Below are 12,208 nucleotides of genomic sequence, written 5' to 3'. Positions count from 1 at the left end.
CCGAGGGCGAGCACGCCCGGCGGCTGGCCCAGCGGCAGGAGGCCGAGCGGCGCTCGGCGGCCCGCACGTCGCACCGCGAGGCGCTGGCCCGGGAGCGGGCCGCGCTGCTGGCCGAGCTGGAGGAGGCCCGCGGCGCGGACGCCTCGGTGGCCGAGCGCGTGGCGCGGCTGGAGCGGCAGGCCGGGCTGCTGGCGCGGACGGCCGAGGCGGTGCGCGACGCCCAGGCCGCCGCCCGGCGGCTGAAGGAGGCCGACGCGCACCTCGCCGACGCCGCGTACCGCGCGGGCTTCGACACGCCGGAGGCGGCGGCCGACGCCGTGCTGTCCGCCGACCGGCGGCGCGAGGCGCAGCGCCGCCTGGAGGAGTGGCGGACGGAGGAGGCGGCCGTCGCGGCGGAGCTGGCCGACGCGCGGCTCGCCGCCGCGGCGCAGGAGCCGCCGGCCGACCTCGCCGCGGCCCGGGCCGCAGCTGACGCGGCCACCCGCGCCCTGCGCGACGCCTCCGCGGCCGACGCGGCGGCCCGCACCCGCTGCCAGGACCTGGACGGGCTCTCCGCGCAGGCCGTGGAGGACGCGCGCCGGCTCGCCCCGCTGCGCGAGGAGTACGACCGCGTGGCCCGCCTCGCCACGCTCGCGGCCGGCACCTCAGCCGACAACGAGCGGCGGATGCGGCTGGAGGCGTATGTGCTGGCCGCGCGGCTGGAGCAGGTCGCGGCCGCGGCCAGCGCGCGGCTGGGGCACATGTCCTCCGGGCGCTACACCCTGGTGCACTCCGACGCGAGGGCGGGCGGCCGCGGCCGCTCCGGGCTCGGGCTGCACGTCATCGACGCCTGGACCGGTCGTGAGCGGGACACCGCGACCCTCTCCGGCGGCGAGACGTTCTTCGCCTCGCTCTCCCTCGCGCTCGGGCTCGCCGATGTCGTCACGGACGAGGCGGGCGGGGTCCGGCTCGACACCCTCTTCATCGACGAGGGGTTCGGCAGCCTGGACGAACAGACCCTGGACGAGGTGCTGGACGTCCTGGACTCGCTGCGCGAACGGGACCGTACGGTCGGCATCGTCAGCCATGTCGCGGATCTGCGCCAGCGGATCCCGGCGCGGCTGGAGGTGGTGAAGGGGCGCGAGGGATCGGCGGTGCGCCACCGCGCCGCCACCGCCGCGCTGGGGTGAGAGCGGGGTCAGGGCCTCGCGGTGTGCTGGTAGACGTACAGATCGCCGCGGTCCGCCGTGCGCGTGAAGTCCGCGCGGAGCAGCACCCGCTGGGAGGGGATGTTCCACGGCTCGGTGGTCGCGATGACGGTGTGGACCTCCGGCCGCTCCACGGTCCACTCCATCAGCAGCCGCAGCGCACCGGTGGCCCAGCCCGCGCCGCGCGCCGAGTGGGACAGGTCGTAGCCGACCTCCACCTCGCCCTCGCCGGGGGCGGGCGCGCCGTGGAAGCCGATGCTGCCGAGGGCGACGCCGTCCTCGGCGCGCAGGATCGCGTAGGTGCCCCAGGGGGAGCGGTGGTAGCCCGCCGCCGCTGCGCGCGCGGTCATTCCGGCGGCGCCGATCGACGCGTCGCCGGGGACGCCGTCGATCCAGTCCAGATCGCCGGGCTTGCCGTCGGCGACCACGGCCGCGTCGCCGGGCGTGTGCTCGCGCAGCGCCACCCGGTCGTTCCGCAGCACGAACCGGCCGTTCTCGTGCGTCTTCTGGTACGCCACGTGGGGCCCTTCCTCACCGGGACGCGGCGCGGATTCGCGCGGCCCAGCGTGAGACTGTACTCGGCCGGGGCGGCACACACGTGTCGTTGCGGGAGTGTCCGCGACGTCCCGCCGGGCCCCGGCCGCCCGGCCCCGGCCGACGATCAGGAGCCGGGGGCCGGGACACACCACCGTCCCGGGCCCCCGCCTCGTCACCTCAGAGCGCGGACAGCTCCGCCACCAGGTCGTCCAGCCCGAGCGACCCCTGCGACAGCGCCGCCATGTGCCACTTCTTGGCGTCGAAGGCATCGCCGTGCGCCTTGCGGGCCGCCTCCCGCCCGGTCAGCCAGGCCCGCTCGCCCAGCTTGTAGCCGATGGCCTGGCCCGGCATGCCCAGGTAGCGCACCAGCTCGCTGTCGAGGAAGTCCGCGGGGCGGCCGCAGTGCAGCCCGAAGAACTCCCGCGCCAGCTCCGGCGTCCAGCGCTCACCGGGGTGGAACGGCGAGTGGCCGGGGATCTCCAGCTCCAGGTGCATGCCGATGTCGACGATCACCCGCAGTGCCCGCATCATCTGCGCGTCGAGGTAGCCCAGCCGCCGCTCCGGGTCGGTCAGATAGCCCAGCTCGTCCATCAGCCGCTCCGCGTACAGCGCCCAGCCCTCGGCGTTGGCGCTGACCATGCCGACCGTGGCCTGGTAGCGGGAGAGCCGGTCGGCGACGTGCGCCCACTGGGCGAGCTGCAGATGGTGGCCGGGGACGCCCTCGTGGTACCAGGTCGAGACCAGGTCGTAGACGGGGAAGCGGGTCTCGCCCATGGTGGGCAGCCAGGTGCGGCCGGGGCGGGAGAAGTCCACCGACGGCTGGGTGTAGTACGGGGCTGCCGCGCTCCCCGGCGGGGCGATCATCGACTCGACCCGCTTGACCCGCTCGGCCAGGTCGAAGTGGGTGCCGTCCAGCTGCTCGATGGCCTCGTCCATCAGCTCCTGCAGCCACACCCGGGTCTCCTCGACGCCCTCGATGTGCACGCCGTGCTCATCGAGGTGGCGCAGGGCCTCCCACGGGGTGGCGCCGGGCAGGATCTTCTCCGCCTCGGTGCGCATCTCGGCGTGGATGCGGTGGTATTCGGACCAGCCGTACGCGTACGCCTCGTCCAGATCCAGGTCGGTGCCGTTCCACATCCGCGACCAGCGCTGGTAGCGCTCGCGCCCCACCACCTCCGGGGCGCCCTCGACGCCCGGGCCGTACACGTCGCGCAGCCAGTCGCGCAGGGCGGCCAGCGCCCCGGTGGCCGCGGCGGCGGCCTCGTCCAGCTCGGCGCGCAGCGCCTCCGGTCCCTCGGCGGTGAAGTCGCCGAACCAGCCGCGGCCGGTGCCGATCCACTCCTCCAGCTGGCCGAGGACCGTGACCACCTGCCGGGGCCCGGCGGGCAGCTCGCGCCGCAGCCCCTCGGCGAGCGAGGCGCGGTAGCCCTCCAGCGCGCCGGGGACGGCGCGCAGCCGGGCCGCGATCGCCGACCAGTCCTCCTCGGTGGCGGTCGGCATCACGGTGAAGACGCTGCGGACCGAGTGCAGCGGGGAGTGCAGATTGCTGACCGCGCGCAGCGACTCATGGGCCTCGTGCACGGCCAGCTCGGCGGTCAGCCGCTCCCGCAGCAGCCGCCCGCAGCGCCGCTCGGCGTCGCTGTCCGCACCGGGCCGCGCCTCGGCCTCGGTCAGCCGGTCCAGGGTGGTGCGCGCCAGCTCGGCGGCGGCCTCGGCGCCCGCGGGGGAGAAGTCGGGCAGATCGCGTGCGCTCTCGGGAACGCCCAGGTAGGTGCCGGTGATCGGGTCGAGTGCGATGAGGTCGTCGACGTAGGCGTCGGCGACCTGCCGGGGCAGCGGAGCGTTCTTGGAATCGGACATGGGGCCATCCTCGTACGGCCGGGGGCGCGGCGTCATCCGCGCGGGGGTGCTCCGCGCCCGCCGCCGCTCAGCGGCCGCTCCGCGGGGCCGGGGCGGCGGGCACCTGCGACACGGGGGCGAGCTGGGCGGTGACCACGAGCGTGCCCTGCTCGATCTGGTAGTCCAGCGGCAGCCCGAGCGCGCGCATCGCCGCGACCATGCCGGTGTTGGCCGACTGGGTGACCGCGTAGACGCATGCGCCGCCCGTCTCGGCGGCCATCGCGACCAGCCGCCGCAGCAGCTCCCCGCCGATGCCGCGGCCCTGCCACGCGTCCTCGACGATCAGCGCGACCTCGGTCTCGTCCCCGTCCCACAGCAGATGGCCGAGGGCGACCAGCCGGCCGGAGGCGGTGTACGCGGCGAGGGTGCGGCCGAAGCGCGGGCTGAGCAGATGGTCCAGATAGCGGTCGGCGTCGCCGACCGGGCCGTGGTAGCGCTGCGCGAGCGTGGTGGCCGAGCACCGCTGGTGCATCGCGCGGGCCGCGTCCAGGTCCCGGGTGTCGGCCCGGCGCACGGTGACCTCGTTGCCCTCGGGCAGCGTCAGCACATCGCGGCGGTGCGGCAGCCGAGGGCCGAGCCGGGCGTCCAGCTCGACCAGCGCGCGGGCGCGCGCGAACTCCGTCGGGGTGAACGGCAGATGCGGCCGCTCGATGACGAGCGCCCCGCCGGACGGGTCCCGCAGCCGCATCACGGTCTCCTCCAGCACCCCTTCGACCGGCGGCGCGTCCTGGAGCGGACGGCCGCCGAGCGAGGTGGCCGGAAGCGAGTGGAGGGTGCAGCGGCCGAGCAGCTGGCGCAGCGCGAGGGGCAGTTCGGCGCCGTCCAGCGCGGTACGGGTCGCCAGCGTCAGCACCCGGGTCGGCGCGTCCACCAGGTCGTGGGCGTCGGCGCGCTCGATCCAGGTGTCGCTGCCGCCGCCCGCGGCGATCGCGCGCTTCAGCTCGTCGGCCGGTACGACGGCGGGGGCGCGCAGCAGGAACTCGTCCACGGTGCCCTCGGCCAGCGGATGGGTCTGCAGCGACAGGATGTCGACCCGGTGGCCGGCCAGCGCCCCGCACAGCGCGGCCAGGGTGCCCGGCTCGTCCCGTACGGTCGTCCGTATCCGCCACAGCGTGGTGGCGGTGTCTTCCTGCGGGGAGTTCTCCGGGGCGCCCGCGGCCTCGGCCGCGCCGGTCCGCGACGGGTCCGCGGGCTCCGGTGAGGATTCCGGCACCGGCGGGGCGTGGCCGTGTAGTCGCCGCCACCAGGTGGGCAGCCGCCAGCGGTCACGGGACTGGGTGGGGTGGTGGTCGGGTGTCGCTCGAGGAGTCATGGAAAACAGCCTCGCGCAAGGGTGTTGCGTGATCACAAACGCTCTGTGACCTATGGGTTAAGTGTGCATCTGCTCGCAGAAGCTCGTTTTGTCCGGGATTGAATGGTGGCGGCTTCACCCATCGCGGCCCCCCGCTGCCAGCCGCCGCAGCACCCGCCCGCAGCGCCGCGCGTACGCCCGCTGGAAATACGGCACCAGCGGCGCCACCGCCCGGGTCAACCCTACCGCCGGGCGGCTGAACGCCGTGACCGTCAGCCACACCGAGCCGTCCGGCTCCAGGCTCACCACGAACGACTCCTCGCCGCGCTCCGGATGGCCGGGCAGCGTCCCGTACCCGAAGCCGGCCGCCGTCGCGTCCGCCACCGTCCACACCACCTCGCACGGCGCGCGCAGCCGCAGCGGCCCGGCGCCCAGCCCCACCACGACCGTCAGCCCCTCGACGGCGGGACCCCGGGCGCTGATCGTGACCCCGACCGCCCGGTGCATCCGCCAGTCCAGCACCGCGCGCCCCGCGGCCTCGAACACCTCCGGGCCCGCCCCGATCCGGGTCCGCACCCGCAGATGGTGGTATCCGGCGGGCAGCGGCCGGTGCCGGGTGGCGCCCACCTCCGGGTAGGTGAGGCGGGAGGGCGGAACGCGGGGGGCCATGGGCGCAACGGTACGCGCCCCCGGGGCTCCTCAGGGGACGCGCACCGCACACGCGGGGGCCTACTGGCCGACCAGCCCCGGGCGGAGCGCCTTGGTGTACAGCACCGTCCCGCCGACCTCCAGCAGCCGGACCGTCAGCTCGCCGCTGTCGCCGTCGATCTCCACCTCGCCGTAGAACTGGTAGCCCTCGGCGGGCGAGACGTTCGCCCGGTCCGGCGCCTTCACGAACGGCTGTTCCGGGCCGAACGTGCCGTCCAGCTTCACCGCCGGGAAGGCCCCCGCGTTGAGCGGGCCGGTGACGAACTCCCAGAACGGCGCGAAGTCCTTGAACGCCGCCCGCGACGGGTCGTAGTGCTGCGCCGAGGTGTAGTGGACGTCCGCCGTCAGCCACACCGTGCCGGTGATCTTCTGGTGCTTGATGTGCCGCAGCAGCTCCGCCAGCTGCAGCTCACGGCCGAGCGGGGCGCCCGGGTCGCCCTGCGCGACCGCCTCGAAGTCGCTGGCGCCGTCCGGGACCACCAGACCGAGCGGCATGTCGCAGGCGATCACCTTCCACACCGCGCGCGACCGCGACAGCTCCCGCTTGAGCCAGCTCAGCTGCTCGGCGCCCAGGATGCCCTGGGTGTCCTCCGGCTGGCGGCCGGGCGAGTTGGCGTCGCGGTACGTACGGCAGTCCAGCACGAAGACGTCCAGCAGTGGGCCGTGGTGCCGCACCCGGTACACCCGGCCGCTCGCGTCCGGCCGCAGCGTGCTGATCGGGAAGTACTCGGCGAACGCCTGCCGGGCGTGGGACGCCAGCACGTTCACGTTCTTCTCGGTGTAGCGGTCGTCGGCCAGGATCTCGCCCGGGTACCAGTTGTTCAGCACCTCGTGGTCGTCCCACTGGGTGATGGACGGCACCTCGGCGTGGAACCGGCGCAGATTGGCGTCCAGCAGGTTGTAGCGGAAGTTGCCCCGGTACTCGTCCAGGGTCTCGGCGACCTTGGACTTCTCCGGCGTCATGATGTTCCGCCAGGTGGAGCCGTCGGGCAGCTTGACGGTCTCGGTCAGCGGGCCGTCGGCGTAGATGTTGTCGCCGCTGCACAGGAAGAAGTCCGGATTCCGGCGGCGCATCTCCTCGAAGACCCGGTAGCCGCCGCGGTCCGGGTCGATGCCCCAGCCCTGCCCCGCCAGGTCGCCCGACCAGACGAACCGCACACCCTTGCGGCGCTCCGGCACCGTACGGAACGTCCCGTACACCGGCTCACCGGTGCGGCGCGGGTCCTCCGGGTCGGCGAGCAGCACCCGGTAGTGCACCTGGCTGCCGGACGGCAGACCGTGCAGCGCGGTGCGGCCGGTGAAGTCCGTGCCCGGCCCGAGCAGCGGTCCCTGCCAGCGGTGCGGGCGCGCGAAGGACTCGGTCGCGGAGGTCTCCACGATCATCCGCGCCGGGCGGTCGGAGCGCACCCACACCAGACCCGAGGACGTGGTCACGTCGCCCGTCTGCACGCCCCACCGGGCGCTCGGGCGGCCCGACAGCGCCTGTGCGGGCGCCGCCGCCGCTGCCACCCCCGACGCCGCGGCGGGCAGTGCCAGCGCCGCGGACGCGGCCGCCGACCCCTGCAGTACCGTACGCCGCCCGATCGTTCTGCCGGATTCCCGCGCCATGGTGGAGCCTCCCGTTGCTCGTAGAACAGCTGTGCCGGTCTGTTGCTATCGGTGCGAGATGCCTCATTCCCGAACGCACAGTGAACAGCAGCCCTTTCCGGGGCCCGGTCCGGTGACACCTCCAGGGCGCCACTACAGTCCGCCCGCCACCCGCAGCACGGCTCCCGTCGTATACGACGCCTCCGGGGAGAGCAGCCACGCCACCGCGCCCGCGATCTCCTCCGGCTCGCCCGGCCGCCCCATCGGCACCCGCTCGGGGTTGCGCCACGGCCGCTCCGGGTCGCCCATCCGCGCGTGGATGTCGGTCAGCGTCATGCCCGGCTGGACCGAGTTCACCCGGATCCCCTCCATGGCCAGCTCCTTCGACAGGCCCACCGTCATCGCGTCCACGGCCGCCTTGCTGGCCGCGTAGTGCACGTACTCCCCGGGGCTGCCGGTCGTCGCCGCGCCCGAGGAGACGTTGACGATGGCGCCGCCCCGGCCGCCGTGCCGGGTGGACATCTCGCGCGCCGCGCGCCGCGCGCACAGCAGGGCGCCGGTCGTGTTGACGTCCACGACCCGCCGCATCACCTCGGGCGACGTCTCCGTGAAGCGGCCCAACGGCCCGGTGATCCCGGCGTTGTTGACCAGCCCGGTGATCGGGCCCAGCTCCTCCCGGACGGTGTCGAACATCGCCTCGACCTGCTCCACGACGCTGGTGTCGGCCCGCACGACGGCGGCCCGCACCCCCTCCGCGCGCACCAGCTCCGCACACCGCTCGGCGGCGTCCCGCGCCTGCTCGTAGCCGATGGCGACGTGGTGCCCGGCGCGCGCGAGCCGCACCGCCACCGCCGCCCCGATGCCACGACTGCCGCCCGTCACCACGGTGACCTGGTCCATTGCCGTCAGCTCCCGCCCCGTATCGCCCCGATGGAATGATCATCGACGATAGCTGATCGTGCATTGGTCTTGACCAAGCGTGCGCCCCGTCCTATGGTCGCCTTCATACTGCAACAATGTTTAATAAATAAGTGCGCATAAAGAAGACTGGGGGAGATCAGGGTGGGGACCACGCAGCTCGACTCGGTACCGGAGCCGAAGTACTGGCATCTGAAGACCGTGCTCAGCGAGGCGCTCGACTCGGAGTTCGCGGTCGGGGAGATCCTGCCCAACGAGCGTGAGCTGGCCGCCCGCTTCGGCGTCGCCCGCGCCACCCTCCGGCAGGCCCTCGAACAGCTGGAGCTGGAGGGCAGGCTGCAGCGCCGCCGCGGTGTCGGCACCACCGTCGCGCCGCCGCGCGTCGGCGTGGCCGTCGCGGACTACACCCACACCTGGAGCGAGGCGGGCGACGACGCCTGGGCCTGCGTCGACAGCGTCGAGGCGGTGCCTCCCGCGGCCGTCGTGCGGCTGCTCGACACCGACCCCGCCACCCCCGTGCACCAGGTGCGGCGCACCCGGGTGAGCCAGGGCCAGCCGCTCGCCGCCGAGCTGCTGTACGTACCGGCCGCGTCCGTTCCCGGCCTCGCCGCCATCGACACCCCCAGCGGGCTGGCCCGCGCCCGCGCCGTGCTGCGCGAGCTGAGCCGGCTGCGCCTGGAGGGGCGGGAGCAGTCGGTGGAGCTGGGGTCGGCCCGCGCGGACGACGCCAAGGAGCTGGACCGGCTGCCCGGCGCCCCCGTGCTCGTGGTGACCACCCGCTATGTGGCGGACCAGCGCACCGCGGCGGTCGCCGTGGCCACCTACCGCGCCGACACCTGCCGCCTCACCTTCGGCGACCCGAGCGGCGTCGAGCTGCTGGCCGGCTGATACGAGGGCTGGTCCGGCCGGCTGATCAGCGAGCGGCGCGGCGAGCGGTGACCGTGCTGTCCACGGCGAACAGCTCCGCCTCCACATGGTCCAGGGCCAGCCGCACCGCGCCCGTCGTCACCGCGGCCTCGCCCAGCAGCGACTGGGCGACCTGCGGCGGGCGCAGACAGTAGCGCGCCAGCTCCTCGCGGAGCGGGTCCAGCATGCCCTCCAGCCCCGCGGCCCAGCCGCCCACCACGACCACCTCGGGGTCGAGCGCCAGCACCAGGGCCGCCGTGTCGTGCACCAGCCGCCGGATGAAGCGGTCCACGGCCGCGCGCGCCCGGACGTCGCCGTCCCGGGCGAGCGCGAAGACCCGTACGACCTGCGCCTCGTCCAGGGGGTTCAGCGGCTCGCCGGTGGTGGAGAGCACCTCTTCCGGGCTGGCCTCGCGGCCCAGCAGATGCAGCGCGCCGATCTCCCCGGCCGCGCCGCCGTAGCCGCGGTGCAGCCGCCCCCCGATCAGCGATCCGGCGCCGGGGCTCAGTCCGGCCAGGACGAAGACGACATCGTCCGAACCGGCCGCGGCGCCCCTCCAGTGCTCGGCCACGGCGGCCGTGTTCGCGTCGTTCTCCACCAGCACCGGGCACTGGAAGGAGTCCCGCAGCCGCTCCCCGAGCGGCAGGCCCGTCCAGCCCGGCAGCGCGGTGCACAGATGGACGGTGCCGTCGGCCTCCACGACGCCGGGGCTGCCCACCCCGACCGCCCGCAGCGAGTGGCGTTCGACCCCGGCCTCCCGCAGCAGATCCGCGGCGGTGGCCCGCACCCGCTCCAGGCGCATCTCGGCCGGGGCCTTCTCGGACACCTCGCGCACCGCTCTGCCGAGCGCACGCCCGTCCAGGTCCGACAACAGGGCGGCGACCCGGTGCGCCCCTATCTCCAGGCCCAGCAGATGTCCGGCCTCGGCGCGGAAGCGGAACCGGCGCGCGGGGCGGCCCTGGCGGCGGACCCCGCCCTCCTCGGCGGGCACCTCCGCCGCGAGCCCGCTGTCGAGCAGCCCGTCGACCACGCCCTCGACGGTGGGCCGCGACAGGCCGGTGGCCAGGGTGAGGTCGGTGAGGGACGCGGAGGGGGCGTCCGGTGGCGCGGACGCGGTCGCGGCGCGCAGCGCCTGCAGCACCACGGCGGAGTTGATGCGCCGCAGCAGGGACGGATCCCCGCCGGTCAGCCGCCCCACGTCGGACCCCCTCCCAGTGCGTGTGTGCCGGATCGTATCTGCTGGGCTCGTCGACGGCACCCGTGCGGTCAGGTCCGCGGGCGGGCGTCGTGGGTGAGGAGGGCCAGCTGGACGCGGTTGTCCAGGCCCAATGTGGCCAGGGCGCCGGAGAGATGGGCCTTGACCGTGCCGACGGACAGGTGCAGGCGGACGCCGATCTCGGTGTTGGACAAGCCTTCGGCGACCGCCTCGGCCACCTCGCGCTCCCGTGGGGTGAGCAACGCGAGCCGCCGCCGGGCGTGTTCGGACCGGTCGTCCGGTCCCGTCGCCGCGTGCTGGATCAGTGCCCGCGCGGCGGACGGCGACAGGGCGGGCTCGCCGCGGGCGGCCCGCCGTACCGCCTCCACGATCTCCTCGGGCGCGGAGTGTTTGACGAGGTACCCGGCGGCGCCCGCGCGCATCGCCTCCAGCACCAGCCGGTGCTCGTCGAAGGTGGTCAGCACGATCACCCGTGGGGACGGCGTGTCGCGCTGTGCGAGGGCCCGGGTGGCGGCGAGGCCGTCCATGACCGGCATCCGGATGTCCATGAGGACCACGTCGGGCTCGTGTTCGCGGACGGCGGCGGCCACCTGTGCGCCGTCGGCCGCCTCCCCGACGACCTCCATGCCGTCCGCACCGCGCAGCATCATCTTCAGCCCGGTCCGCACCAGCGGGTCGTCGTCGGCCAGCAGCACTCGGATCATGACGTCACCTCGCGGGCCACGGTAGCCGGGCGCGCAGTGTGAACGTGCCGTCCGCGGCGGTGTGGTCGAGGGTGCCGCCGTCGAGCCGTACGCGTTCGGCGAGCCCGGTGAGGCCGGTGCCGGTGCCCGGGATCGGGTCGCGGGCGCTCGGGGCGGCGGGCAGCGCGTTGCGGACCTCCACCGTGAGACCGCCGCCCGGACCTCCGGCCAGCGTCAGGCCGACGGGGGCGCCGGGCGCGTGCTTGCGGGCGTTGGTCAATCCCTCCTGGGCCACCCGGTAGACGGTCCGGTGCAGTTGCGGACGCAAGGCCCGGACGGTGTCGGCGGCCACCTCGGTGCGGAAGTCCACCGGCTGGCCCGTGGCACGGGCGTCCGCGACGAGACCGTCGATGTCCTCGATCCGTGGCAGCAGCGACACCGGCTCGCCGCCGTCCTCCGCGTGCAGCAGGCGCAGCACCTCCTGCAGCTCCTCCACGGCCTCGTGCGCGTTGCCCCGGATCACCTCGGCGCTCTCGGCGACCTCGGCGCCGTCCAGCGCGGGTCCGGCGCCCGCCTCCGCCTGCCGGGTGCGGTAGGCGAGCGCGCCCGCGTGCACGGAGAGCAGGGAGACACGGTGCGCCAGGACATCGTGCATCTCCCGGGCGATGGCCTGGCGTTCGGCGCGGCGGGCGTCGGCGAGCCGGCGTTCGTGTTCGGCCCGGGCCCGCGCGGCGTCCGCGCGCAGCCGTTCGACGAGCAGCCGCCGGGACCGCAGGGCATGGCCGCAGGCGAAGGCGGCCAGGAGGTAGGCCAGCGAGAACGCGGCGTCGAACCACAGGTCGCCGGCCGTCCCCGACAGCAGCAGGCCGGAGGGCGCCATGCACAGCGCGTACGCACCGAGCGTCGGCAGCGCCCGCCGCCGGCGGAGCCGGAGCGCGGCGTTGGCGACGATCATCGCACCCGCGGGCAGGGCGCTGGTCGCCAGCGCCACCGCGGGCAGCCCGATCAGGGCCACCACGAGCGGGTGGCGGCGCCGCCACCACAGCGCGCCGCAGGCCACGAGCCCGAGCAGCGGGTCCGCTTCCACCGCCCACCCCGGCAGATCACCCTGCTCCTTCACCACACCGAGGACGACCATGCCGAGGAGCACGGCAGCGCAGAAGAGCGCCGCGTCCACCGCCCGGTCGCGCCAGGCGCGCCCGGCCGGGAGAGCGAGGTCGAGGCCGTTGGTCATGACGGGAGAGTAAGCGGGCCACCGGGAGCCGCACATCGGCCC

The 12,208-nt window shown here is 75.0% G+C and carries 11 protein-coding genes; 2 read left to right on the top strand and 9 right to left on the bottom strand.

Annotation, left to right across the window (positions count from 1 at the left end; genetic code table 11):
• Positions 1-1,169 (top strand): SbcC/MukB-like Walker B domain-containing protein (locus ABZ562_RS36940; RefSeq protein ID WP_361488605.1); only part of this gene is annotated, 1,169 nt, incomplete at its 5' end.
• 8 nt (positions 1,170-1,177) lie between these two features.
• Here ABZ562_RS36940 and ABZ562_RS36935 read toward each other — a convergent pair.
• From ABZ562_RS36935 to ABZ562_RS36910, 6 genes are all read right to left on the bottom strand, one after another.
• The gene (locus ABZ562_RS36935; protein ID WP_361488603.1) at positions 1,178-1,705 is read right to left on the bottom strand and encodes a GNAT family N-acetyltransferase; all 528 of its coding nucleotides are present in this window, start codon (positions 1,703-1,705) and stop codon (positions 1,178-1,180) included.
• A 196-nt stretch (positions 1,706-1,901) separates the two neighbouring features.
• On the bottom strand, positions 1,902-3,584 hold the full coding sequence (locus ABZ562_RS36930; protein ID WP_361488596.1) for a DUF885 domain-containing protein: 1,683 nt from the start codon (positions 3,582-3,584) through the stop codon (positions 1,902-1,904).
• Between the two features lie 67 nt (positions 3,585-3,651).
• Entirely contained in the window at positions 3,652-4,935 is a 1,284-nt protein-coding gene (locus ABZ562_RS36925; protein ID WP_361488593.1) for a GNAT family N-acetyltransferase, read from the bottom strand.
• 114 nt (positions 4,936-5,049) lie between these two features.
• Positions 5,050-5,583 (bottom strand): DUF1990 domain-containing protein, encoded by a 534-nt coding sequence (locus ABZ562_RS36920; RefSeq protein ID WP_361488591.1) that lies wholly within the window; start codon positions 5,581-5,583, stop codon positions 5,050-5,052.
• Between the two features lie 60 nt (positions 5,584-5,643).
• Positions 5,644-7,230: an alkaline phosphatase D family protein gene (locus ABZ562_RS36915; protein ID WP_361488588.1), complete on the bottom strand. Its 1,587-nt coding sequence runs from the start codon at positions 7,228-7,230 to the stop codon at positions 5,644-5,646.
• A 132-nt stretch (positions 7,231-7,362) separates the two neighbouring features.
• Positions 7,363-8,109, bottom strand: coding sequence for an SDR family oxidoreductase (locus tag ABZ562_RS36910; RefSeq protein ID WP_361488585.1), 747 nt, complete (start codon positions 8,107-8,109; stop codon positions 7,363-7,365).
• Between the two features lie 162 nt (positions 8,110-8,271).
• Here ABZ562_RS36910 and ABZ562_RS36905 point away from each other — a divergent pair, with 162 nt between their 5' ends.
• Positions 8,272-9,015, top strand: a complete 744-nt coding sequence (locus tag ABZ562_RS36905) for a GntR family transcriptional regulator (RefSeq protein WP_361488582.1) — start codon at positions 8,272-8,274, stop codon at positions 9,013-9,015.
• A 25-nt stretch (positions 9,016-9,040) separates the two neighbouring features.
• Here the strand turns inward: ABZ562_RS36905 and ABZ562_RS36900 are convergent, their stop codons facing one another.
• From ABZ562_RS36900 to ABZ562_RS36890, 3 genes are all read right to left on the bottom strand, one after another.
• Positions 9,041-10,231 (bottom strand): ROK family protein, encoded by a 1,191-nt coding sequence (locus tag ABZ562_RS36900; protein WP_361488580.1) that lies wholly within the window; start codon positions 10,229-10,231, stop codon positions 9,041-9,043.
• Between the two features lie 68 nt (positions 10,232-10,299).
• Positions 10,300-10,953 (bottom strand): response regulator transcription factor, encoded by a 654-nt coding sequence (locus ABZ562_RS36895; protein WP_361488577.1) that lies wholly within the window; start codon positions 10,951-10,953, stop codon positions 10,300-10,302.
• Between the two features lie 4 nt (positions 10,954-10,957).
• A complete protein-coding gene (locus tag ABZ562_RS36890) occupies positions 10,958-12,166 on the bottom strand; it encodes a histidine kinase (protein ID WP_361488574.1) in 1,209 nt (402 codons plus the stop codon).
• Positions 12,167-12,208 lie beyond the last annotated feature (42 nt).

Source organism: Streptomyces sp. NPDC019937, assembly GCF_040631655.1.
Classification (GTDB): Bacteria; Actinomycetota; Actinomycetes; order Streptomycetales; family Streptomycetaceae; genus Streptomyces.
Note: the sequence above shows the minus strand (reverse complement) of the source record. Positions and strands in the feature narration are given on the sequence as shown.